This is a genomic window from Sanguibacter sp. Z6_81 (genome assembly GCF_057180625.1).
Genome location: NZ_JBXUFV010000006.1, coordinates 55892 through 80901, shown reverse-complemented (window position 1 = coordinate 80901; position 25010 = coordinate 55892). Strand labels below are relative to the sequence as shown.

Genomic DNA, 25010 nt, shown 5'->3' with positions numbered 1-25010 from the left:
TGGTCAGCTTCCTGGTTCGGGTGCGCCGCGGGCTGGGCGCCCGGCGGTAGGACGACGACAGCGCCGGCGGGCCGCACGTCGGCTGCCCCTGGAGAGGTTGTCGACGTACGCCCACCGGCGCTGCTGAGGTACTAGTTGCTCGCGGCCTTCTTGCCGTAGCGAGCCTCGAACCGGGCGACGCGGCCACCGGTGTCGAGGATCTTCTGCTTGCCCGTGTAGAACGGGTGGCAGGCACTGCAGACGTCGGACGAGATACGCCCGGAGGTCTGCGTGCTGCGGGTGACGAACGAGTTGCCACAGGTGCAGGTCACGGTCGTCTCGACGTACTCGGGGTGGATCTCAGCCTTCACGGTGCTTCTCCTTGGGATATGGCCTGGGTCGGGGACGGACAGTCCCCGTGAACCAGAAGCCGACGGGACAGTATGCCAGAACACCGAGGAGGGCAGGTAACTTCCCGCCCCCTCCGACGTCCGGTCGAGCGGGTCAGACGGTGCGGCCGGCGTTCTCGTCGTCGACGAGTCCGTTCGGCGTGGTCTTCTGGACCTGCATGAGGAACTCGGCGTTGGACTTGGTCTGCTTGAGCTTGCCGAGCAGCAGCTCGATCGCCTGCTGCTGGTCGAGCGCACCCATGACCCGGCGGAGCTTGTAGGTCACGCGGAGCTCGTCCTGGCCCATGAGGATCTCCTCGCGGCGCGTGCCCGACGCGTTGACGTCGACCGCCGGGAAGATGCGCTTGTCCGCGAGGGAGCGGGCGAGCCGCAGCTCCATGTTGCCCGTCCCCTTGAACTCCTCGAAGATCACCTCGTCCATCTTCGAGCCGGTCTCGACGAGCGCCGAGGCGAGGATGGTCAACGACCCGCCGTTCTCGATGTTGCGCGCTGCACCGAAGAACCTCTTCGGTGGGTAGAGCGCGGACGCGTCCACACCACCGGAGAGGATGCGCCCGGACGCGGGGGCCGCGAGGTTGTAGGCCCGCGAGAGGCGGGTGAGCGAGTCGAGCAGCACGACGACGTCCTGACCGAGCTCGACGAGCCGCTTCGCACGCTCGATGGCGAGCTCGGCGACGATCGTGTGGTCGGACGCGGGGCGGTCGAACGTCGAGGCGATGACCTCGCCCTTGACGGTCCGCTCCATGTCCGTGACCTCCTCGGGGCGCTCGTCCACGAGCACGACCATGAGGTGCACCTCGGGGTTGTTGGCCGTGATCGCGTTGGCGATCTGCTGCATGATGATCGTCTTGCCCGCCTTGGGCGGGGCGACGATGAGACCACGCTGGCCCTTGCCGATCGGGGCGACGATGTCGATGACGCGGGGCGTGAGGCGGGTGGCCTCCGGGGTCTCCAGGCGCAGGCGCTCCTGGGGGTACAGGGGCGTGAGCTTCGAGAAGTCGGCGCGGCCACGTGCCTCGTCAGGAGCCATGCCGTTGATCGTGTCGAGCCGCACGAGCGCGTTGTACTTCTGGCGGTTCGCCGTGGCCTGACCACTCGTGTCGCCGTCCCGGAGCTGGCGGACGACTCCCGTCACGGCGTCGCCCCGTCGCAGACCGGACTTCTTCACCTGGTTGAGGGAGACGTACACGTCGTTGGCCCCGGGCAGGTACCCGCTCGTGCGGACGAACGCGTAGTTGTCGAGGATGTCGAGGATCCCCGCGACGGGGAGCAGGACGTCGTCCTCGCGCACCTCGATGTCCTCGAAGCTTGCAGCGTCGCTCGCGCTCGACCGGTTGCGCCCGCGCTTGCGCTCGTTGACGCGCTCGGCGCCCGGGCGCTCGCTGGCCCGGTCGCGGTAGCGGTCGCGGCCCCGGCGACGCCGGCCCCCACGCTCGTCGTCGTCGTCGGGCCGCTCGTTCTGACGCGGCTCGCCCGCCGGACGCTCGTTCTGACGCGGCTCGCCGCCCGAACGCTCGCTCTGACGCTGCTCGTTGCGCTGGCGGCGCGACTCCCGCTGCTCACCGGACGGGTGGGCCGACGCGTCGGCAGTGTCGCCCGCACCCTGCGGAGCGTCGTCGGCGGCGCCACGTGCCGGGCGTCCCTGCTCGACGGCGACGTCGGGAACGATCCCGGCCACGAGGTCCTGCGGCGCGCCGGCGCCCCGGGCCGCGCGACGGGACCCGCGCTCACGCTGCGAGCGCTGGTCCGGGAGGGTGACGTCGACGACGGCTGCCGCCGCACGGGCGGCACGCTCGTCCGCCGTCTCACCCGCTGCGAGACGGATGTCGCGGCGCCCGCGCTCCCGGCGCGCGGCACCGTCGCCGCGCTCGGGAGTCTCGGGCTGCTGCTCCGGCGCACCGTCGGTGCGGCCGTTCGTCGTCGATGCGACGGGCGCGCTGGTGGTGGTGGATCCGCTGTCAGCGGGCTCCGAGACGCGCGGGGCCCGGGCGGAGCGGGTCGCCCGCCGACCGCCCTCGGACGCGCCGACGGCACCGTCGACGATGACGGCTGCAGCGGGTCGGCTTCCCGCTCCCTGGGTGCTCTTGATCGCGTCGACGAGGTCACTCTTGCGCATCTTCGACGTGCCCTTGACCCCGAGCTGCGAGGCGAGCGCCTGGAGCTCCGGGAGGCGCAGCGCGGAGATCGCACCGGCCCGGGCTGAGCCACCGGCAGCGGAGCTGTTCGACGTGGTCTCGATGGTTTCTGTCACGAAGGACCCTTCCCCCTCGTCATGGCCTCACGTCGGGAACGACGGGCCACGGGCGGTCGACGTCCGGCACTGAGGCGGCCGGGACGCAGTACGAACGCGCCACGTCGAGGAGAGATGACGTCAGCTGACGCGGTTCGGATGGAAACTCGCATCGCCTGCCCAGACCGCATCCCCCGTGTCCGCGATCAGATCGATCGACGACGAACGGTGGGTCGGTTCTTCACGGCTGTCAGAGGCGCGCTGTCGGCCGGCGACAGCCGGCCCTGCGAGAAACTCTCGCCACTATAGCACCGCGGGCTTCTCCGGAAGAGTCCCCGAGCCGGGAAGATCAGAGCCGCTCGACGAACCCGCCGCGCTGCTCCACGCCTGGGCGCAGGGCCCGCCAGGCGCCTGAGCCACCGATGAGCTCGTCGACCGCCGCGTCCTCGACGGCACGCGCGCCGGTGCGCCCGAGCACGAGGACCGTCGGTCCGGCACCGGAGACGGCAGCGGCCAGCCCGTGCGACCGCAACCCCTGCACGAGCTCCCAGGACGCGGACATGACCGCCGACCGCTGCTCCTGGTGGAGACGGTCCTCGGTCGCGTCGAACAGCAGCGCCGGCTCGTGCGCCAGGGCATGGACGAGCAGCGCGGCACGCCCGGCGTTGAACGCCGCGTCCGCGTGCGGCACCGTCGCGGGCAGCACGCCCCGCGCTGCGTGCGTCGACAGCCTGGCGGTGGGTACCACGAGCAGGGGCACGACCTCGTCGTGGACCTGCAGGCGAGCGGCCCGCGGCCGGCCTTCCGTCCAGGCGACCGTCGCACCGCCGAGGATGGCTGGGGCCGCGTTGTCCGGGTGCCCCTCGAGCTCCGTGGCCAGGGCGAGGACCGTCTCGTCGTCGAGAGCCGCGGGGTCCGCGACGAGCCCACGTGCGGCGAGGAGCCCGGCGACCGCCGCGGCCGCCGACGACCCCATGCCGCGCCCGTGCGGGATGGCGTTGGTGCACGTCAGGCGCAGCCCGGTGATCGGCGCTCCGACATGGTCGAGCGCCATCCGCAGCGCGCGGACGACGAGGTGCCCCTCGTCGTCGGGCACCTCCCCCGCGCCCTCGCCGACGACCTCGACGCGGACGCGGTCGTCGGCGACCGCGCGCACCTCGACGACGTCGTGGTGCGCGAGCGCGAGACCGAGGGCGTCGAAGCCCGGGCCGAGGTTGGCGCTCGTCGCCGGAACGTGCACGCGGACGTGGTCCGCTCCCAGCTGCACGGGACGCCCGGTCAGACGAGCTCGAGGGCGTCAGCGATCGAGACGACGTCCGCCGTCACACGCTGCGGGACCACCTCGATGCCGTCCGCGCCCTTGAGCGCCCACTGCGGGTCCTTGAGACCGTGACCTGTCACCGTGACGACGATGCGGGCACCGGCGGGCACGAGGCCCCGCCGCGCACGCGAGAGGATCCCGGCGACACCTGCCGCCGACGCCGGTTCGACGAACACCCCGACCTGGGACGACAGGAGGCGGTGGGCCGCAAGGATCTCCTCGTCGGTGACCGCCTCGATGACACCGCCCGAGGTGTCCCGCGCCTCCTCGGCCTGCGACCACGAGGCCGGGTTGCCGATGCGGATCGCCGTCGCGATCGTCTCCGGCTCCGTGATCGGGTGCCCGGCGACGATCGGGGCAGCACCGGCGGCCTGGAACCCCCACATCTGGGGCAGTCGCGTCGAGACGCCAGCGGCCAGGTATTCCGTGTACCCCTTCCAGTACGCCGTGATGTTGCCGGCGTTGCCCACGGGCAGCGCGTGGATCGTCGGAGCATCGCCCAGGACGTCGACGACCTCGAAGGACCCGGTCTTCTGTCCCTCGATGCGGTCGGGGTTGACGGAGTTGACGAGCTCCACCGGGTAGGAGTCCGCGAGCTTGCGGGCGGCCACGAGGCAGTCGTCGAAGTTGCCGTCGACCTGGAGGAGCTTGGCGCCGTGCGCGATGGCCTGGCTGAGCTTGCCGAGCGCGATCTTGCCGTCCGGGACGAGCACGGCGCACGTCATACCCGCTGCGGTCGCGTACGCCGCGGCGGATGCGGAGGTGTTGCCCGTCGACGCGCAGACGACGACCTTGGCGCCCTTGTGCGCCGCCGCCGAGATGGCGGTCGTCATGCCGCGGTCCTTGAACGACCCGGTCGGGTTCATTCCCTCGACCTTGAGGAAGACGTCAGCACCCGTGAGCGCGCTGAGCGCGGGAGCCGGGACGAGGGGTGTGCCGCCCTCGCCGAGGGTCACGACGTGGGTCTTGAGGTGTGCGGGCAGCAGCGCTGCATACTCGCGGATGATTCCCTGCCACACGTGGGCCATCAGGCTCCCTCGACTCTCAGAACGGACGTGACGTCCTGGACGGCGTCCAGGACGGCGATCGCGGCCACGGTCGCGACGAGCGCAGCCTCCGGCGCGCTGTGGGTCGTGATGACCAGGTGTGCCGTCCCGTCGCTCCCGGGCGCCGCGGGCTGCGGCGCCTGGCGGACGGCCTCGATGGACACGCCGTGCTCGGCGACGACCCGCGCCACCTGCGCGAGCACGCCGGGCCGGTCGGCGACAGCGATCCGCACCTGGTAGCGGGTGGTCGCCGACGCGGCCGGTGCGATCGCGAGCTCCGCGTAGCTGGACTCGGCGGGACCCTTGCTGCCCAGCACGCGGTGCCGCGCGACGGACACGACGTCTCCGAGGACCGCGGACGCCGTCGGCGCGCCACCGGCGCCGCGCCCGTAGAACATGAGCTCCCCGGCAGCCTCGGCCTCGATGAAGACGGCGTTGAACGCCCCGTGCACGCCGGCGAGCGGGTGGCTGAGCGGTACGAGCGCGGGGTGGACGCGTGCGGACACCCCCTCGGCCGTGACCTCGCAGATCGCGAGGAGCTTGATGACGTGGCCGGTGCTCGTCGCCCAGCTGACGTCGTCGGCGGTGATCGCCGTGATGCCCTCGCGGCTCACGTCGTCGAGGGTCACCCGCGTGTGGAAGGCCAGCGACGCGAGGATCGCTGCCTTCGCCGCGGCGTCGAAGCCCTCCACGTCGGCCGTGGGGTCGGCTTCCGCGTACCCGAGCTCCTGGGCCTGGCGCACGGCCGTGTCGAGGTCGAGACCGAGCGTCGTCATCTGGTCGAGGACGTAGTTCGTCGTGCCGTTGACGATGCCCAGCACCCGCTGCACACGGTCACCCGCGAGGGACTCACGGACCGGGCGGACGATCGGGATCGCACCCGCGACCGCCGCCTCGTAGTACACGTCGACCCCGGCCTCGTCGGCCGCCCGGTAGAGGGTGGGCCCGTCCTCGGCGAGCAGCGCCTTGTTCGCGGTCACCACCGACGCCCCGGCAGCGATCGCGCGCAGGATCAGCGAGCGCGCCGGCTCGATGCCGCCCATGACCTCGATGACGATGTCCGCACGGGCCACCAGGTCCTCGGCGTCCTGCGTGAGGAGCGTGCGGTCGACGACCGCGTCACGCTCCGACGCGACGTCGCGCACCGCGATCCCCACGAGCTCGAGCCGCGCGCCGACGCGCGCCGCGAGGTCGTCGGCCTGCTCCACGAGCAGGCGCACGACCTCCGTCCCGACGACACCGCATCCGAGCAGTGCGACACGAAGCACTGTTGGTGCAGGCACAGGTTGGCCACCCTTCGATCGATTCGAGCTGGGTCAGGAGTCGTCCCAGGATACGCAGCCGCGAGCCGGTCCCCGGACGTCAGCCCACGTCGAGCGCGAGCAGGTCGTCCTCGGTCTCCCGGCGCACGATCACGCGTGCCGAACCGTCGCGCAGCGCCACCACGGGCGGGCGCAGGACGTGGTTGTAGTTCGAGGCCATGGAACGCCCGTAGGCACCGGTGGCGGGCACGGCGAGCAGGTCACCGGGGGCCACGTCCGCAGGGAGCTGCACGTCGCCGATGACGATGTCGCCGCTCTCGCAGTGCTTGCCGACGACCCGTGCCCGGACCGTCTCGGCGGAACCCGGTCGGTTGACGAGGCGGGCGGTGTACTGCGCGCCGTAGAGAGCGGGCCGGATGTTGTCGCTCATGCCGCCGTCCACCGCGACGTACGTACGCACGCTCCCGTCGTCGAGCGTCACCGGCTTGACGACGCCGACCGTGTAGAGGGTGACGGTCGTCGGGCCGACGATCGCGCGGCCGGGCTCGATCGAGACACGCGGCGCGGTCGTGCCGAGCTCGGCGCACACGTCCGCCATGACGGCCGCGAGCTGGCGGGCGAGCAGGGGGACGTCGATGGGGATCTCACCCGGGACGTACGCGATGCCGTACCCGCCACCGAGGTCGAGCTCGGGCAGGAGGTACCCCGTCGCGGCACGCAGGTCCTCCCGCAGGACGAGCATGACCCGCGTGTTGACCTCGAACGCCGCCGGGTCCTGGATCTGCGACCCGATGTGCGTGTGCGCGCCGAGCAGCTCCAGCTCAGGGTGGTCCAGCACGGCCGACAGGGCCTCGAGGGCCTTGCCGCCGGCGAGCGAGATGCCGAACTTCTGGTCCTCGTGAGCCGTCGAGATGAACTCGTGGCCGCCTGCGTGGATACCGGTGGTGACCCGCACCATGACCGGCACGCGGTCCGCCGCGGACCGGCCGGCCGCGCGTGCGAGCTCCGCGACCCGGTCGATCTCTGCGAAGGAGTCGACGACGATCCGCCCCACGCGGTGCTCGATGGCGCGCGCCAGCTCGTCGTCGGACTTGTTGTTCCCGTGCAGCCCGATCGCCGGCCCGGGGACGCCTGCGCGCAGGGCGACGGCGAGCTCCCCGCCGGTGCACGTGTCGACGCGCAGCCCGTCCTCGTGCGCCCACCGGGCGACGGCGACGGACAGGAACGACTTCCCCGCGTAGTAGACGTCGACCTCGCTGCCGATGGCACCGAACGCCTCGCCGAAGGCGTCCTGGAACATCCGGGCGCGCTCGTGGAACGCCTGCTCGTCGAGGAGGAACGCCGGGGTGCCGTGCTCGGCGGCAACCTCTCGGACGTCGACGCCGGCGAGCTGGAGCGCGCCGTCGTGGATCGCGGCCGTGAGCGGCCAGACGGACGCGTCGAGGTCGGTCGGGCCGGCCGCGGGCATGCTCTGCTGCGTCACCTGCCGCTCACATCCGCTCAGGTGCACTGACGCCCAGGAGGCTCAGGCCGTTGGCGAGCACCTGACGCGTCGCGTCGTTGAGCCACAGACGAGCCCGGTGGGTGTCGGTGACGTCCTCGTCGCCCACGGGCGTCACGCGGCACGCGCCGTACCACTTGTGGTAGTCACCGGCGAGCGCCTCGAGGTACCGCGCGACCCGGTGCGGCTCACGCAGCTCCGCGGCCTGCGCGATCACGCGGGGGAACTCGGTGAGCGCCCCGAGGAGCGCGGCCTCCGTGGGGTCGACGAGCAGCGACGGGTCGAAGGCGTCCGTGCCGTCAGCGGCCGTGCGTGCGACGCCGTGGTCCGCGGCGTTGCGCGCGACGTTCGCGGTGCGCGCGTGGGCGTACTGCACGTAGAAGACCGGGTTGTCGTTCGTGGCACGCGCCAGGAGGTCGAGGTCGATGTCGAGGCTCGAGTCCGTGGACGAGCGCACGAGGGAGTACCGCGCGGCGTCGACGCCGACGGCCTCGACGAGGTCCTCGAGCGTGACGACGGTGCCCGCCCGCTTGCTCATGCGCAGCGGCTGGCCGTCCTTGAGCAGGTTGACCATCTGCCCGATGAGGATCTGCAGGTGCTCACCGGGGGTGTCGCCGAACGCCGCGCACACGGCCATGAGCCGTGCGACGTACCCGTGGTGGTCGGCGCCGAGCATCATGATGACGTCCGTCGCCCCACGCTCGCGCTTGTCGAGGTAGTAGGCGATGTCCGCCGCGATGTACGCGGCCTCGCCGTCGGACTTGATGACGACGCGGTCCTTGTCGTCGCCGAAGTCCGTCGTGCGCAACCACGTGGCGCCGTCCTTCTCGTAGATGTGGCCCGCCTCGCGCAGCCGGGCGACGGCGCGCTCGACAGCGCCGGACTCGTGGAGCGAGTCCTCGTGGAAGTAGACGTCGAAGTCGACACCGAAGCCGTGCAGCGCGGCCTTGATCTCGCCGAACATGCGCTCGACGCCGATCGACCGGAACACCTCCTGGGCCTCCGCCTCCGGGAGCGTCAGCGGGTCCGGGCCACCGTCGGCTGCCACCTGGGCGAGCACCGCGTCGGCGATGTCCTGGATGTACTGCCCGCCGTAGCCGTCCTCGGGGGCGTCCTCGCCCTTCGCGCGGGCGAGGAGCGACCGGGCGAACCTGTCGATCTGCGCGCCGTGGTCGTTGAAGTAGTACTCGCGGGTCACCTCGGCGCCCGCCGCCTGGAGCACGCGCGCGAGGGAGTCGCCGACCGCGGCCCAGCGGACACCACCGATGTGGATGGGGCCGGTCGGGTTCGCCGAGACGAACTCGAGGTTCACCCGCTTGCCGGCCTCCGCGTCGCCGCGCCCGTACCGTTCTCCCTGCTCGACGATCGTCCGAGCGAGCTCACCCGCGGCAGCGGCGTCGAGCGTGATGTTGAGGAAGCCGGGACCCGCGACCTCGACGGAACGGATCCCGTCGCTGCCCGCGAGGCGCGCGGCGAGGTTCTCGGCGACCTGACGCGGCGGGACGCCCGCCTTCTTGGCGAGCTGCAGGGCGACGTTCGTCGCCCAGTCACCGTGCTCGCGCTGACGCGGTCGCTCCACCCGGACCTCGGTGGGAAGGTCGGCGGGATCGAGCGCGAGGGTGCCGTCCGCGACAGCGGCGGCGAGGGCAGCGCTCAGTACGGTGGAGAGCTCGTTGGGGGTCACTCCCCGAGTCTAGCGACAGGCGCATCGACGTCCGGCCCGGTGCGGGCCGCGACCGCTGCGCGCACCACCGGGGCGTCCCGCGTGAACACGGTCCCGAGGTGCTGGTAATGTGCTCCATGCCTGACCGGTCATGGGTCCCCGACCCCGCCGGCACGGTCCCCGCCCTCGTAGCTCAGGGGATAGAGCGTCTGCCTCCGGAGCAGAAGGTCGTAGGTTCGAATCCTATCGAGGGCACCACACGTCGTGGATGCACGCACCGTGGCCCACCGGCCTGGTGGGCCACCTCCCCCACTCCCTCGTCGAGCGCTGGATGATCCGGCGCACCCCTCAGTGAGACGACGTCGGCCTGTCGCTCGTGCCGGACGGGCCTGCGCTCACGGTCGTCGGTCCGCCTGCCTCGCGCGTGCCGCTCGCAGCTGCCGCGGCCGACCGACGTGCGCCGACGAGGTTGAGGACCACCCCGACGGCCACCCACACGGCGAGCGTCGCGGCAGGCGCGAGGCCACCGTGGCCGCCGAAGTACGCGGCCGAGCGGACGAGCGCACCCGTCGCTCCGGGCGGGAGCAGCTGTCCGACGGCGCCGAGGCCGGCCGGCAGCCACGCGCCGGTCGTCGCGATGCCGGCGAGCGGGTTGCCGAGGAACATCATCGCCATGGCCCCCAGGGTGAAGCCCTTGCCACCGAAGAGCTGCTGCAGGCCGGCGAGCGGGAGCGCGAGGGCGGCGATGCCGAGCGCCATGGAGCCGGCGACGGGCCAGAACGCGGACACGATGCTGCCGAACCAGACCTGGAGCACCGCGGCGACGACGGATCCGCCGATCGCGGAGAAGACGAGGAGCCCGGCGACGCGCCACGCCTGGCTGCGGGGGAAGACGGACCGGAAGGCGACTGCGGGGACGATGCCGCCGAAGACGAGCGGGAACGCGAGCCCACCGATCCCGATGCCGGTGGGGTCCGTGTCGGGCAACGGGACGACGTCGGTCACGACGACCGGGACGTCGAGGGCTGCGGCCATCTGGGTGGCGGTGGCGGTGAGCACCCCGGAGATCGCCGTGGACCCGGCGCTCGCGACGAGGACGTGCACCTCGTCGTCGACGACGAGGCCTCCGACGACGTCGCGCTCCTCGATGGCCGTCCGGAGCGCGTCGTCGGACGCGAAGGACTGCGGGGCGTAGGCGCCCGGTGCGAGCGTCGCGAGGGACTCCTGCGCCTGCGCGACCGCGGCCGGGCTGCCGACGAGGCCGGTCGGCAAGTCCCGTGCCCCGCTCTTGAGCGAGGGAAGGATGAACAGCGCGAGGAGAGCGACGAGGATCGCACCCAGCCCCACGGTCATCCCCGCGAGCGAGACCGCCGGGTGAGGTGCGCGCCTGCCGCGCTGGCCGGTGTCCCGCCCGTCGGGCGCCACGTAGGGGGTGTCGGTGGGCGCGTCGGTGAGGGCGGTCGTCGCCATGGGGTGCTGTCCGATCTGTAGTGGAGGAAGATCCTCCACTTTAGCGGAGGATCTTCCTCCCCGTAGGATGGGTGCGCAGGAGATCCGTCACAGCGCCACGCCCGCCATCCCCCGAGCATGCGAGCCTCAGAAGCTGGAGCAGGCCATGCGAGCAGACGCCGCCCGACGACGGGCCGCCCTCGTCCGGGAGGCGCGCCGGCTCTTCGCCGAAGCAGGCAGCGACGTCGCGCTCGAGGCGGTCGCCGACAGCGCGGGCGTGGGTATCGCGACGCTCTACCGCAACTTCGCCTCACGCGCCGAGATCGTCGACGAGGTCGCCCTCGCGATCCTCGACGACATCCGTGCAGCGACGGACGAGGCCGCCGGCGAGCTCACACACGGACCCGAGGCCGCCTGGCGCACCTACGTCGACCGACTCGTCGAGCTCGACCTCGGCGCACTCACCGCAGCCCTGTCGCAGCACCTGGGCGACCGTCTCGACGGCCCCGTCCGCACCGCCCAGGACACGGCCCTGGCAGCCGTCGACGCGCTGCTCATCGACGTCCGCAGCGCCGGCCTCGTCCCGGACGACCTCGGTGCGCTCGACCTCGTCGTGGCCGTCGCCATCCTCACGCGCCCCCAGCCGGCCCTCGTCCGGCACGCCACGCCCGACCTCGTCGACCGCCTGGTCTCGACCCTGGTCGACGGTCTCCGGGCCAGGGCACGCCGCCCCTCGGAGCCGACCACGGACAGCCGCGCGGCGACCTGATCCCGTCGCCGGTCCTGCCGATCGCCCCTGGCGAACCGGGCACGTGGGACCTTCGACGCATGTGCCGGCCCCCTCGGCGACCTAGCGTGATGCGTAGACCCACTCACCCCAGGTAGCCACGAAGAGGACACCATGACACTCACGGACACCCCGGTCACCGGATCGGTCGCGCAGCACATCGACCAGCTCGTCGAGGCCGCGCAGGGCGCGCTGGCCGACTACGCGTCCTTCACCCAGGAGCAGATCGACCACATCGTCAAGAAGGCCTCGGTCGCCGCGCTCAACCACCACGGCGAGCTCGCCGTCCAGGCCGTGCGCGAGACAGGGCGCGGGGTGTTCGAGGACAAGGCCGTGAAGAACATCTTCGCGTGCGAGCACGTCACCAACTCGATGGTCGGTCTCAAGACCGTCGGCGTGATCAGCCGCGACGAGCTCACGGGGATCACCGAGATCGCCGAACCCGTCGGCGTCATCTGCGGGGTCACCCCCGTGACGAACCCGACCTCCACCGCGATCTTCAAGGCCCTCATCGCCCTCAAGACCCGGAACCCGATCGTGTTCGGCTTCCACCCGTCCGCACAGGGATGCTCGGTCTCCGCAGCGAAGGTCGTGCGTGACGCGGCCGTCGCGGCCGGCGCCCCCGAGAACTGCATCCAGTGGATCGCGACCCCGTCGCTCGAGGCCACGAGCCTCCTCATGAACCACCCCGGTGTCTCCCTCATCCTCGCGACCGGCGGCAACGCGATGGTGCGCGCGGCGTACTCGTGCGGCAAGCCCGCGCTCGGCGTCGGCGCCGGGAACGTCCCGGCGTTCATCGAGCGGTCCGCCAAGCTCAAGCGCGCCGTCAACGACGTGGTGCTGTCCAAGGCGTTCGACAACGGCATGATCTGCGCGTCGGAGCAGGCCGTCATCCTCGACGCACCCATCTACGACGACGCGATGGCAGAGTTCGCGACCCTGCACGCCTACCGGGCGGACGCGGCCGAGAAGGCGATGCTCGAGGAGTACATCTTCGGCGTCCAGGCCGGCTCCACGAACTGCGGCGAGGCGAAGCTCAACGCCAAGGTCGTCGGCCAGTCGCCCGTGTGGATCGCCCAGCAGGCCGGGTTCACCGTCCCGGAGGACACCTCCATCATCCTCGCGGAGGTCTCCGGCGTCGGGCCCCACGAGCCCCTCACCCGCGAGAAGCTCGCGCCGGTGCTCGCCGTGCTCCGGGCCGACGGTGCCGAAGAAGGCATCTCGCTGTCCGAGCAGATGGTGGAGTTCGACGGCCTCGGTCACTCGGGCGCCATCCACAGCGAGGACGCAGCCGTCATCGAGGAGTTCGGGTCCCGCGTCAAGGCGGTCCGCATCATCACCAACGCCCCGAGCTCGCTCGGCGGCATCGGCGACATCTACAACGCCTTCATCCCCTCGCTGACGCTCGGGTGCGGCTCCTACGGCCACAACTCCGTCTCCAACAACGTCTCCGCGGTGAACCTCGTCAACATCAAGCGCATCGGTCGGAGGAACAACAACTTGCAGTGGTTCAAGGTCCCCGCGAAGACGTACTTCGAGCCCAACGCCATCCGTTACCTCGCGGACATGCGTGGCATCAGCCGGGTGACGATCGTCACCGACTCGACCATGACGAAGCTCGGCTTCGTCGACAAGATCCTCGACGTGCTCAACCGGCGCGGCGACCGCATCGCCTTGCAGATCATCGACGACATCCTGCCCGAGCCCACGGTCGACTCCGTGCAGAAGGGCGCCGAGCAGATGCGGCACTTCAACCCCGACACGATCATCGCGCTCGGGGGCGGCTCGCCGATGGACGCCGCGAAGGTCATGTGGCTGCTCTACGAGCACCCCGAGATCGAGTTCGCCGACATGAAGGAGAAGTTCTTCGACGTCCGCAAGCGCGCCTTCAAGTTCCCCGACCTCGGCGAGAAGGCCAGCCTCGTGTGCATCCCGACGACGTCGGGTACCGGCTCCGAGATGACGCCGTTCGCGGTGATCAGCGACCCGGTGTCGGGGAAGAAGTACCCGCTCGCCGACTACGCGCTCACCCCCACGGTCGCGATCGTGGACCCGGTGCTCACCGCGATGATGCCGTCCTTCCTCGCCGCCGACTCCGGGTTCGACGCCCTGACGCACGCGACCGAGGCGTACGTGTCGGTCTACGCGAACGACTTCACCGACGGGCTGTGCCTCCACGCGATCAAGCTCATCTTCGAGAACATCGAGGCGTCGGTCGTCGGTGGGCCCGGCAGCACGGAGGAGACCGTGGTCAAGGCGCGCGAGAAGCTGCACAACGCGGCCTCCATCGCCGGCATGGCGTTCGGGAACGCGTTCCTCGGGATCGTCCACGCCATGGCCCACGTCACGGGTGCGCAGTTCCACCTCATCCACGGACGCACGAACGCGACGTACCTGCCGCACGTCATCCGGTACAACGGCACGGTCCCGACCAAGCTCACGAGCTGGCCCAAGTACGAGCACTACGTCGCTCCGGAGCGCTTCCAGCAGATCGCCCAGCACCTCGGGCTCCCTGCTGCGACACCGGAGGAGGGCGTCGAGTCCTACGCCCGTGCCGTCGAGAAGCTCCGCGACGCCGTGGGCATGCCCCGGTCGTTCCAGGACCAGGGCGTCCCGGAGGCCGACTTCATCGGCCAGCTCGACACCCTCGCCATGGGCGCCTACGAGGACCAGTGCGCTCCCGCGAACCCGCGGATGCCGATGCTCGAGGACATGAAGACGCTCATGGAGGCGGCCTACTACGGCACGTCCTTCGCGGAGGTCCGGGCCCGCCGGGCCGCGGCGTCGGAGACTTCCGCGGCGTCCGAGAGCCCTGCGGCATCGGAGAACCCCGCGGCATCGTGACGGTCACCTGACCGTCCGCCCAGCTCCCGTTCGGTAGCCGCGACGCAGAAGGACCCCGTACCACCGGTACGGGGTCCTTCTGCGTGCGGGCACTCGCCGCGGCCTGTCTCCGGGCGGGCCGCCGGGGTGCTCAGCCGTTCAGCGGGAAGTCTTCTGGGCCTCGACACCGGACGTGTACTCCCAGTGCCACGGCTCGTACGCACCGGAGCCGCCCTTGCGCGCCCACGGGGGGTTGTCCCAGCCGTACAGCGGAGCGTTGGTGTTGAGCCAGTCCCACTTGTCCGAGCCCTTGTAGCTCTCGCTGCAGATGTCGACCGCGAGGCCCCAGCCGTGCTGCGACGTCCCGGGCCGTGCGGCGAACCCACCCTTCTGGCTCTTGAGCGTGTACTGCGACGCGAGCGTCCGGTAGGAGTCGGTGATGCACATGTTCACGCCGAACTCGGCCACGTACGCGTCGTTGAGGGCGGTGAGCGCCACCGCGGCTTCCGCCTGCAGCATCTGCCCGGTCCCCCACAGCTTGCACAGCGTGCTCGTGTCGAGGTTCCCGTTCGTGCCGATCGCTTCCGTGCTCGCATCGCACCCGGAGGTCCCGGTGCGCTCCGCGGAGCGGCTCGCTGCCTGGACGGTGCGCTGGTCCTCGGGGACGACCTGGGCGATGCTCGGCGGCGGCGTCGCGTCGACGGTGGCGTTACCGACGACCTCGAGCGTGCTGGGTCCGTCGACGCCGTCAGCCGGGAGAGCTGCGGCGACCGCCGTGCCAGCACCCGAGGAGGACGCCCCGGTACCAGCTCCGCCGTCGGCCCCTGCGGTGAGCGGCACAGCGATCGTCGCGATCGCGAGTCCCGTGAGGACTGCTGCGCGAGGGATCCACCGCGCCCGGGGAGCGAACGAGGCACCCCGCTCGGTTCCCCGCCGGGGAGTCTCCGTGCGCTTCTCCGGCCGCTTCGCGGCCGGTCCGGCCACCGTCTGAGCCGTCGTCGACGCCACGAGCGCGGGGCGAGGGGACGCCGCAGGCTGCACGGTCGGGCGGGTCAGCCTCGGACGCCGCGAGTTCTGCGCGGCCGCGGCCTCGGCCGCCTCCCGAAGGGCTCGCCTCGAGAGAGGCGCTTCGCCTGACGGCATGTTGCTCTGCTGCACGACACCTCGCTGTAGTCACAACCCGCGCCGAACGCCGGTCGCACGAAGCGGTCCCACTCCTCACCGCACGTCTCCGCCGCAGGGCGAACCGGGCGAAGGAACCGGGAGGAGCAAGACCGCAAGTACTGTTACGGAAGAGTAACGAACGATACCGGTCCAGCCAACCCCCTCCACGTCACAGTCGGCGCGGCCACGGGAATCCGGATGCACCGCGCCCCACGCGAGGTGTGGGATTGTGGTCGTATGTCAGCACCTTCACCATCGGCCGGGAGCAGCCCCGGCGCCACGATCCTCGTCGTCGAGGACGAGCCCGCGATCGCGACCGCGATCGCTCAGCGCCTCGCGGCCGAAGGGTGGCGTACCGAGGTCGCCCGCGACGGGCTGACCGGCGTCGAGGCTGCGGCACGGCTGCAGCCGGACGCGGTCGTGCTCGACGTCATGCTGCCCGGGATCGACGGCCTCGAGGTGTGCCGTCGCATCCAGGCCGACCGCCCGGTACCGATCCTCATGCTCACGGCGCGCGACGACGAGACCGACATGCTCGTCGGCCTCGGTGTCGGCGCCGACGACTACATGACGAAACCGTTCTCCATGCGGGAGCTCGTCGCACGGCTCAAGGCGCTCCTGCGGCGCGTCGATCGTGCGGCCCGGGCGAGCGCGGCGGATCCGTCCGAGCCCCCGATCATCGTCGGCGACGTGCACATCGACCGTGCGCAGCGTCGGGTGCACCGCGCGGGAGCCGACATCCACCTCACGCCCACCGAGTTCGAGCTTCTCGTCATGCTCGCGTCCTCCCCCCGTACCGTCCAGACCCGGGAGCGCCTGCTCGCCGAGGTGTGGGACTGGGCCGACGCCAGCGGGACCCGCACGGTGGACTCGCACATCAAGGCCCTGCGCCGCAAGCTCGGGCCCGACCTCATCCGGACCGTGCACGGCGTCGGATACGCGTTCGAACCGCCCACCTCCGACTGAGAGTCCTCGCGCATGAGCAGCCCTCGGCATCCGCGGCCCCTGCGCCCCCACCTGCCCGACGTCCGCCCGCTCGACCGCTTCCGTTCCCTCAAGACCAAGCTCGCCGTCCTCGTCGCGGCGAGCGTGACGGTCGCCGCGTTCATCACGTGGATCGGACTGCGCAACACGACGGGCCCGACGTACACGTTCCCGCTCGCGTTCTGCGTCTCCATGCTCTTCACGATGATCCTCGCCCGCGGCATGACCTCACCCCTGCGGGAGATGACTGCGGCTGCCCGGTCGATGTCCGAGGGCGACTACTCGCGCCGGGTCCGCGCCACGAGCCACGACGAGGTCGGCCAGCTGGCGATGGCGTTCAACGTCATGGCCGAGGACCTCGCGTCGTCCGACCAGGTGCGCCGGGAGCTCATCGCGAACGTCTCCCACGAGCTGCGGACCCCCGTCGCGGCCCTGCAGGCACAGCTGGAGAACCTCGTGGACGGCGTGGTCGAACCGACGCCCGCGACGCTCCAGACCGCGCTCACCCAGACGGAGCGCCTCACCCGGCTCATCACCTACCTGCTCGACCTGTCCCGCATCGAGGCGGGCGCCGCCGACCTCAGGATGACGGAGCTCGACGCGCACTCCTTCCTCCAGGAGACGGTCGACTCCATGTCCACCATCGAGGCGGGCAAGCACCTCGAGCTCGTCGTCGACGTCGAACCGGAGGGGCTCTCGCTCACCGCCGATCCTGAGCGCCTGCGACAGATCATCGTCAACCTCGTGCAGAATGCCATCCGGCACTCGCCCTTCGGGGAGGTGGTGACCGTGAGCGCGCGCCGCGCCGGAAGCTCGGTGGTCATCGACGTGAGCGACCGGGGGCCCGGCATCGCCAAGGAGGACCGTCAACGCATCTTCGAGCGCTTCGCCCGCGGCTCCGGCGGCCAGACCGGCCCGACGACCTCGGGCGGGACGGGGATCGGCCTCGCCATCGTGCGGTGGGCCGTCGATCTCCACGGAGGCACGATCGAGGTGGCGGACACCCCGAGCGGGGCGACGTTGCGCATCACCCTCCCGCAGGACGGCACGCCGTACGACCCCGGGCCCGACGACGGGCCCGACCAGCTGTTCGAGACGAGGGAGAACTGACGTCGTGAGCGTGACCTCCGCAGCACCCGAGCCAGGGAGGATCCGGGTGCGTGGCCTGTCCAAGCACTTCGGTGCCGTCCGGGCCGTGGACGACCTGTCCTTCGACGTCGAGCCCGGGCGTGTCACCGGCTTCCTCGGCCCGAACGGGTCCGGCAAGACCACCACGCTCCGGATGCTCCTCGGGCTCACCCGACCCACGTCGGGGACCGCCACCATCTCGGGCATGACGTACCAGCAGCTCCCCCATCCGCTGCGCGAGGTGGGTGCGGCGCTCGAGGCGACGAGCTTCCACCCGGGACGGTCGGGGATCGACCACCTGCGCGTCTACGCACCGCTCGCCGGGGCGAGCGACGCCCGCTGCCGCGATCTCCTCGACCAGGTGGGCCTCGCGGCCGCCGCCCGCCGACCGGCGAGCGGATACTCCCTCGGGATGCGCCAGCGGCTCGCGCTGGCGACCACCCTGCTCGGCGACCCGCGGGTCCTGCTCCTCGACGAGCCGTCGAACGGCCTCGACCCGGAGGGCATCCGCTGGTTGCGCGGATTCCTGCGCTTCCTCGCCAGCGAGGGGCGTACCGTCCTCGTCTCCAGCCACATGCTCTCCGAGGTGCAGCAGTCGGTCGACGACGTCATCGTCATCGCCCGCGGGCGCCTGCTCCACGCGTCACCGATCGACACGCTCGACACCCTGTCCGTCCCCCGCGTGCGGATCTCCTCACCGGATCCCGCTGGGCTCGCGAAGCTCCTCGTCGCGCAGGGCTGGGAGCCGAGCGCCACCTGGGACGAGGGGCGCACCGTCGAGGTCGAGCACATCACGACGGCCCGGGCCGGCGCCGCGGCGCACGCCGCCGGGCTCGAGCTGCACGGGCTCACCGACCGCTCGGAGAGCCTCGAGGAGATCTTCCTGCGGATGATCGGCGAGCCGCTCCCGGTCACCCCGACCACCACGCCCGGAGGAACTGCGTCATGAGAGCGTCGTTGGTCAGCGAGTACCGCAAGTTCGTGACGACACGGCTGTGGTGGATCCTCCTGCTCGCCCTGGGCGGCTACATGGCGTTCCTCGGAGCGATCCTCGCCTTCAGCCTGTCCGAGGGCGCCCAGAGCGGGCCCGATGCGCCCGTCATCACCCCGGAGATGGTCCGCACCTCCGTCTACGGCGTCGCCGCCGCGTTCGGCTATGTGTTCCCCGTGACGATCGGCGCACTGTCCGTCACCGGGGAGTACCGGCACCGGACGATCATCCCCACGTACCTCGCGGACCCGAACCGCGTCCGCGTGCTCGGCGCCAAGGTCCTCGCCGCCGTTCCCGTCGGACTCATCTTCGGCATCGTCGGGACCCTCGCGACGATCGTCGCCGGGGCGGCGGTACTGGCCGCGACGGGGAACCCGACCCAGCTCCTGGCGCCCGAGACGTGGACGCTCGCGCTGCGTTCCGTCCTCGTGCTGGCCGTCTGGGCGTGCGTCGGCGTCGGGATCGGTTCGCTGATCACCAACCAGGTGCTCGCCGTGATCGTCATCCTCATCTACACCCAGTTCGTCGAGGCCGTGCTGAGGCTGGTGCTCGGCACCCTGGGTGGCGCCCTCGGCGAGGCCGCGAAGTTCCTGCCCGGTGCGGCCGGGGAGGCCGCGACGGGGGGCAGCGTCTTCTCGGCGATGGGCCTGGGGGACATGCTCCCGTGGGGGGCGGGTCTCGCGGTGCTGCTCGCCTACGCGCTCGTCCTCGCGGCGGCCGGCGCTGCGACGTCCCTGCGCCGGGACGTGCCCTGACGCAGGTCGCCGCTGTGCGGCTCCCGGCGCTCTTACCCCACTGTGCCCTGGGCAGCACCGTCTTTGGACGAACACCGCGGACCCGTTGCCGCGCGTTTACCTGCGAGTGAACCGCCTCACGAATCACACAAGTCGTTGGGTGATTCCGCCCACTTTCGGTCTCGACCGACAGCGTGGAGGCTCTAGGGTGGAGTGGTCTCGCGCCGCACTCCGAGCGGTGACGAACCGTGGTGAAAGTGGGCGATCCCAGCGTGTCCTCGAATGCTGACTCAGAGCCGATCAGCGATGTGAGCGCCGTCTTCGGCGCCAACGAATGGCTTGTCGACGAGCTGTACGAGCAGTACCTCCAGGACAAGGACTCGGTCGATCCCGCCTGGTGGGAGTTCTTCGAGCGGTACAGCCCCTCGCAGCCGTCCGACAGCGCGCACGGCGCCGACCCGTCGAGTGCCGCACCCGCACGGCCCGCACCTGCCACAGCCAGCCCGACGCCGGCGAGGAGCACCACCCCTGCTCCCCAGACCGTGCAGGACTCGACCCCCACGAAGGACGCAGACACCGTGAAGGACGCGAAGCCCGCTTCGGCCCCGCAGCCCTCGAACCCCTCGACCGCGCCCGGGCACGGCGCACAGGCCGCCCAGCAGGCGCAGGCCGTCCAGAGCGCCGCGGTCGCGCAGTCGTCGCCCACGCAGGCCGACGCCGAGCCCGCTCCTCCCGTCGCCACGGCGCAGCCCGCCACGGCCCCCTACGCCCAGGTGCCCGAGACCCGCGCGAAGGACCGAGCCCCGGTTGCGGACCCCCAGGTCACGAAGCTCCGTGGCCCAGCCGCACGTGTCGTGACGAACATGGAGTCGAGCCTCGAGGTCCCGACCGCGACGTCGGTGCGGGCGATCCCTGCCAAGCTCATGGTCGACAACCGCATCGTCATCAACAACCACCTCGTCCGTGGCCGCGGTGGCAAGATCTCCTTCACGCACATCATCGGGTTCGCGCTCGTCGAGGCTCTTGCCGAGATGCCCGCCATGAACGCCGGGTACACCTTGCTCGACGGCAAGCCCGCCGTCATCACCCCCGCGCACGTCAACCTCGGTCTCGCCATCGACCTCGCGAAGCCGGACGGGACCCGCCAGCTGCTGGTGCCGAGCATCAAGTCCGCGGACACGATGGACTTCGCGCAGTTCTGGTCCGCCTACGAGGATGTCGTGCGCCGTGCCCGCGGCAACAAGCTCACCGTCGAGGACTTCCAGGGCACGACGATCTCGCTCACCAACCCCGGCACCATCGGGACCGTGCACTCGGTGCCGCGCCTCATGCAGGGGCAGGGCACGATCATCGGTGTCGGTGCGATGGACTACCCCGCCGAGTTCGCGGGCGCGTCGCTCGAGCAGCTGTCCCGGATGGCGATCTCCAAGGTCCTGACGATCACCTCGACGTACGACCACCGGATCATCCAGGGCGCCCAGTCGGGCGACTTCCTGCGCATCCTCGGCACCAAGCTCCTGGGCGAGGACGGGTTCTACGACCGGATCTTCGCGTCCCTGCGCGTTCCCTACGAGCCCGTGCGCTGGGTGCGTGACAACACGATCGACGCCGACGCGGAGGCTGCGAAGCCCGCGCGCATCGCCGAGCTCATCCACTCCTACCGGTCCCGCGGGCACCTCATGGCGGACACCGACCCGCTCGCGTACCGCCAGCGCAAGCACCCGGACCTCGACGTCCAGACGCACGGCCTCACGCTGTGGGACCTCGACCGGGTCTTCCCGACGAGCGGGTTCGGGTCGACGCCCAAGGCGACCCTCCGCGACATCCTCGGACTGCTGCGTGACTCCTACTGCCGGTCCATCGGCGCCGAGTACATGCACCTCGCCGACCGCACGCAGCGCAAGTGGCTCCAGGCCCGTCTCGAGGCCGGGTACGAGCGCACGCCCCGCGAGGAGCAGCTGCGGATCCTGCGTCGCCTCAACTCCGCCGAAGCCTTCGAGACCTTCCTCCAGACGAAGTTCGTCGGGCAGAAGCGCTTCTCCCTCGAGGGTGGCGAGTCCGTCATCGCCCTTCTCGACGCCGTGCTCTCCCGCGCCGCGGAGTCGAGCCTCGACGAGGTCTGCATCGGCATGGCTCACCGTGGGCGTCTCAACGTCCTGGCGAACATCGCCGGCAAGAGCTACGCGCAGATCTTCAAGGAGTTCGAGGGCAACCAGGACCCCAAGAGCGTCCAGGGATCCGGCGACGTGAAGTACCACCTGGGCACGGAGGGGACCTTCACGTCCGAGTCGGGCGCCCGCACCAAGGTGTACCTCGCGGCCAACCCGTCCCACCTCGAGGCCGTCGACCCCGTCCTCGAGGGCGTCGCCCGGGCGAAGCAGGACCGCATCGACCTCGGTGGGGACGGCTTCTCCGTGCTGCCGATCCTCATCCACGGCGACGCGGCGTTCGCGGGGCAGGGCGTCGTCACCGAGGTGCTCAACCTGTCCCAGCTGCGCGGCTACCGCACGGGCGGGACGATCCACGTCATCATCAACAACCAGGTCGGGTTCACCACCGGCCCGTCGTCGTCACGCTCGACGCTCTACTGCACGGACGTGGCGAAGGGCCTGCAGGTTCCGATCTTCCACGTCAACGGGGACGACCCCGAGGCGGTCGTCCGCGTCGCACGGCTCGCCTTCGAGTTCCGCGAGCAGTTCGACCGTGACGTGATCATCGACATGATCTGCTACCGCCGCCGCGGCCACAACGAGGGCGACGACCCCTCGATGACGCAGCCGCTCATGTACAACCTCATCGAGGCCAAGCGCTCCGTCCGCACGCTGTACACGGAGAACCTCGTCGCGCGCGGCGACATCAGCCTCGACGAGGCCGAGCAGGTCCTCCAGGACTACCAGGCGCAGCTCGAGCGCGTGTTCACCGAGACGCGGGACGGTGACTACACGCCGAACTCCGACGCCGACCCGATCGCCGGCCTCGAGCGTCCCGAGTCCCAGCGTGAGGACGCGGGCACCATGGTGGGGTGGAAGACCGCGACCGACCAGAGCGTGCTCGACCGGATCGGGCACGCGCACGTGACGCCCCCGGAGGGCTTCACCGTCCACCCCAAGCTCGGCCAGCTCCTCGAGAAGCGCGCGAAGATGTCCCGCGAGGGAGGCATCGACTGGGGTTACGGCGAGATCCTCGCCTTCGGTTCGCTGCTCATGGAGGGCACGCCGGTGCGCCTGGCCGGACAGGACTCGCGGCGCGGGACGTTCGTCCAGCGGCACGCGGTCATGCACGACCGCGAGACCGGAGCGGAGTGGACCCCGCTGCTCTACCTCGCGGCCGACCAGGCGAAGTTCTGGGTCTACGACTCGTCCCTCAGCGAGTACGCGGCCCTCGGGTTCGAGTACGGCTACTCGGTCGAGCGCCCCGACGCCCTCGTGCTCTGGGAGGCCCAGTTCGGTGACTTCGTCAACGGTGCGCAGATCATCATCGACGAGTTCATCTCCTCCGCCGAGCAGAAGTGGGGTCAGAACTCCTCCGTCGTGCTCCTGCTGCCGCACGGCTACGAGGGACAAGGTCCGGACCACTCGTCGGCCCGTCTCGAGCGGTTCCTGCAGATGTGCGCGGAGGACAACCTCACGGTCGCGTTCCCGAGCACCCCGGCGTCGTACTTCCACCTGCTGCGGCGCCAGGCGTACGCCCGGCCCCGCCGCCCGCTCGTCGTCATGACGCCGAAGTCGATGCTCAGGCTCAAGGCCGCAGCCTCGGCGCCCGAGGACTTCACGTCGGGCACCTTCCGCGAGGTCATCGGGGACGATGCCGCCGAGCGTCGGGTCGCGGACGGGTCGCCGGTCGACCGCGTGCTCCTGTGCTCGGGGAAGGTCTACTACGACCTCCTCGCCCACCAGGCCAAGAACGAGGACACGCGCACGGCCATCGTCCGGATCGAGCAGCTCTACCCGCTCGAGCCCGCGGCGGTCACCGAGGCGCTCGCCCCGTTCGGCGACGCTGAGCTCGTGTGGGTGCAGGACGAGCCGGAGAACCAGGGTGCCTGGCCGTTCATCGCGCTCAACCTCCCGTCGGCCATCGGTCGCCCGCTCCGCGTCGTCTCGCGCTCGGCGTCCGCGTCGCCCGCGGCGGGGTCCGCGAAGAAGCACCAGGTGGAGCAGGCCGAGCTCATCGCGCGGGCGTTCGAGCGCTGATCGGTCCGGTCCCCCCGCTGTCCGCCGCGGCAACCCGGCCGACGCCCGACACACCCACCGGTGTGCCGGGCGTCTGCCGTACGGGGGCGGACAATGGCACGACGCACCGTGCGCCCTTTCCACCCTCGACCCGAACGGGAGCCCCCTGTGACCTCGCCCGGCACTGACCAGCTGCGCATCTGCGTCGTCGGAGACGAGCTCGCTGCCGGGGTGGGAGACCCGAAAGGTCTCGGCTGGCTCGGGCGCGTGACCGCACGCACCCACTCCCCCGCGCTCACGATGGTCTTCCCCCTCGCGGTCCCCGGCGAGACGACCACGGCGCTCAGCGCACGCTGGGAGGCCGAGTTCAACCGGCGCGCGACAGGCGACCCCCGTGTCGACCACCGGCTCGTCATCGCGCTCGGCCGCGCGGACATCGCCGCCGGGCTCTCCGTCGCCCGCAGCAGGCTCAACCTCGCGAACATCCTCGACGTCGCGGACGACAGGAAGATCCCCACCTTCGTCGTCGGACCACCTCCGGGACCGGACGCGGAGCGCGACCGTCTCGGTGAGCTGTCGACGGCCTTCGGGGACGTCGCGAACCGCCGACGGGTGCCATACGTCGACACGTTCACCCCGCTCGTCAGCCACGAGCAGTGGTTGAGCGACCTCGCAGCGAACGGCACGCCCTATCCCGGGCAGGCGGGCTACGGCCTCATGGCGTGGCTCGTGCTGCACACCGGGTGGTACCGGTGGCTCGGGCTGCCCGACGACGCCGCCTGAGCCCGTCGGAGCTGTGCCGTCCGCCGGGTGCGGGTGTCTCGCTGCGGTCCGGGCGGGTCGGGAGGAAGTCTGTCACCTGCGGCCGGGAGATGGCCGTGGACGCGGTGCGCGAGCCTCCTGGAGACGGCAGAGTGGTGCCATGACGCTTCGCTGGTACTCCACGGTCATCGAGTCCACCGACCACCGCCACCTCGCGCGCTGGTGGTCCGAGGCCCTCGGATGGGAGGTGCTGCTCGAGTCCGACGACGAGGCGGTCGTCGTTCCACCCTGGGCCCGCGAGCTCGGGCGCACACTCGCCTTCGAGCAGGTACCACCCGGCCTCGTGTTCGTGCCCGTGGAGCATCGGAAGAAGGGGAAGAACCGCCTGCACCTCGACTTCGCCCCGCATACGGGCCAGGACCGCGAGGCCGAGATCGAGCGCTTGATCGGACTCGGGGCGCAGCGGACGGACGTCGGGCAGGGACCCGACGTGACCTGGGAGGTCCTGGCCGATCCCGACGGCAACGAGTTCTGCGTCCTGTCGTCGCGGGACTACTAGCCGTCGCGGGATCACCGGCGCAAGAACGCCTCGCCGGGAGCGGACAGG

18 protein-coding genes and 1 tRNA gene are annotated in these 25010 nt (G+C 71.1%); 10 read left to right on the top strand and 9 right to left on the bottom strand.

Annotated features, from left to right (window positions below; translation table 11 throughout):
* Positions 1-131: 131 nt before the first annotated feature.
* The 7 genes from rpmE to argS form a co-directional block, all read right to left on the bottom strand.
* Positions 132-350 carry a 50S ribosomal protein L31 gene (rpmE, locus tag AC2AXK_RS13995; protein WP_484346005.1) on the bottom strand — a complete coding sequence of 73 codons (219 nt, stop codon included), beginning with the start codon at positions 348-350 and terminating at the stop codon, positions 132-134.
* Positions 351-483: 133 nt separating this feature from the next.
* Positions 484-2640 (bottom strand): transcription termination factor Rho, encoded by a 2157-nt coding sequence (gene rho / locus AC2AXK_RS13990; protein ID WP_484346004.1) that lies wholly within the window; start codon positions 2638-2640, stop codon positions 484-486.
* A 328-nt stretch (positions 2641-2968) separates the two neighbouring features.
* Positions 2969-3886 (bottom strand): homoserine kinase, encoded by a 918-nt coding sequence (gene thrB / locus AC2AXK_RS13985; protein ID WP_484346003.1) that lies wholly within the window; start codon positions 3884-3886, stop codon positions 2969-2971.
* A gap of 11 nt (positions 3887-3897) precedes the next feature.
* Positions 3898-4968: a threonine synthase gene (gene thrC, locus AC2AXK_RS13980; RefSeq protein ID WP_484346002.1), complete on the bottom strand. Its 1071-nt coding sequence runs from the start codon at positions 4966-4968 to the stop codon at positions 3898-3900.
* Positions 4968-6269, bottom strand: coding sequence for a homoserine dehydrogenase (locus AC2AXK_RS13975; protein ID WP_484346001.1), 1302 nt, complete (start codon positions 6267-6269; stop codon positions 4968-4970). Before AC2AXK_RS13975 ends, thrC begins: the two co-directional genes overlap by 1 nt.
* Before the next feature lie 79 nt (positions 6270-6348).
* On the bottom strand, positions 6349-7716 hold the full coding sequence (gene lysA, locus AC2AXK_RS13970; RefSeq protein ID WP_484346052.1) for a diaminopimelate decarboxylase: 1368 nt from the start codon (positions 7714-7716) through the stop codon (positions 6349-6351).
* Positions 7717-7738: 22 nt separating this feature from the next.
* Entirely contained in the window at positions 7739-9433 is a 1695-nt protein-coding gene (argS, locus tag AC2AXK_RS13965) for an arginine--tRNA ligase (RefSeq protein WP_484346000.1), read from the bottom strand.
* Between the two features lie 161 nt (positions 9434-9594).
* On the opposite strand from argS, the gene AC2AXK_RS13960 reads away from it, so the two are divergent.
* Positions 9595-9670: transfer RNA gene (locus tag AC2AXK_RS13960), tRNA-Arg, on the top strand.
* A gap of 90 nt (positions 9671-9760) precedes the next feature.
* Here the strand turns inward: AC2AXK_RS13960 and AC2AXK_RS13955 are convergent.
* On the bottom strand, positions 9761-10882 hold the full coding sequence (locus AC2AXK_RS13955; protein WP_484345999.1) for a hypothetical protein: 1122 nt from the start codon (positions 10880-10882) through the stop codon (positions 9761-9763).
* A gap of 145 nt (positions 10883-11027) precedes the next feature.
* Between AC2AXK_RS13955 and AC2AXK_RS13950 the strand changes: the two genes are divergently transcribed.
* Positions 11028-11630, top strand: coding sequence for a TetR/AcrR family transcriptional regulator (locus AC2AXK_RS13950; protein ID WP_484345998.1), 603 nt, complete (start codon positions 11028-11030; stop codon positions 11628-11630).
* A 132-nt stretch (positions 11631-11762) separates the two neighbouring features.
* A complete protein-coding gene (gene adhE, locus AC2AXK_RS13945) occupies positions 11763-14492 on the top strand; it encodes a bifunctional acetaldehyde-CoA/alcohol dehydrogenase (protein WP_484345997.1) in 2730 nt (909 codons plus the stop codon).
* Positions 14493-14630: 138 nt separating this feature from the next.
* On the opposite strand, the gene AC2AXK_RS13940 is transcribed toward adhE, so the two are convergent.
* Positions 14631-15455 carry a M15 family metallopeptidase gene (locus AC2AXK_RS13940; RefSeq protein WP_484345996.1) on the bottom strand — a complete coding sequence of 275 codons (825 nt, stop codon included), beginning with the start codon at positions 15453-15455 and terminating at the stop codon, positions 14631-14633.
* Between the two features lie 417 nt (positions 15456-15872).
* Here AC2AXK_RS13940 and AC2AXK_RS13935 point away from each other — a divergent pair, with 417 nt between their 5' ends.
* From AC2AXK_RS13935 to AC2AXK_RS13905, 7 genes are all read left to right on the top strand, one after another.
* A complete protein-coding gene (locus AC2AXK_RS13935; RefSeq protein WP_484345995.1) occupies positions 15873-16601 on the top strand; it encodes a response regulator transcription factor in 729 nt (242 codons plus the stop codon).
* Positions 16602-16613: 12 nt separating this feature from the next.
* Entirely contained in the window at positions 16614-17729 is a 1116-nt protein-coding gene (locus AC2AXK_RS13930; protein WP_484345994.1) for a HAMP domain-containing sensor histidine kinase, read from the top strand.
* A gap of 4 nt (positions 17730-17733) precedes the next feature.
* A complete protein-coding gene (locus tag AC2AXK_RS13925; protein WP_484345993.1) occupies positions 17734-18696 on the top strand; it encodes an ABC transporter ATP-binding protein in 963 nt (320 codons plus the stop codon).
* Complete coding sequence (locus AC2AXK_RS13920) at positions 18693-19493, top strand: ABC transporter permease (protein ID WP_484345992.1); 801 nt, start codon at positions 18693-18695, stop codon at positions 19491-19493. The genes AC2AXK_RS13925 and AC2AXK_RS13920 overlap by 4 nt, the downstream gene beginning before the upstream one ends.
* A gap of 287 nt (positions 19494-19780) precedes the next feature.
* Entirely contained in the window at positions 19781-23662 is a 3882-nt protein-coding gene (locus AC2AXK_RS13915; protein ID WP_484345991.1) for a multifunctional oxoglutarate decarboxylase/oxoglutarate dehydrogenase thiamine pyrophosphate-binding subunit/dihydrolipoyllysine-residue succinyltransferase subunit, read from the top strand.
* A 147-nt stretch (positions 23663-23809) separates the two neighbouring features.
* Entirely contained in the window at positions 23810-24424 is a 615-nt protein-coding gene (locus AC2AXK_RS13910) for a GDSL-type esterase/lipase family protein (protein WP_484345990.1), read from the top strand.
* A gap of 139 nt (positions 24425-24563) precedes the next feature.
* Complete coding sequence (locus AC2AXK_RS13905; protein WP_484345989.1) at positions 24564-24962, top strand: VOC family protein; 399 nt, start codon at positions 24564-24566, stop codon at positions 24960-24962.
* Positions 24963-25010: the final 48 nt, after the last annotated feature.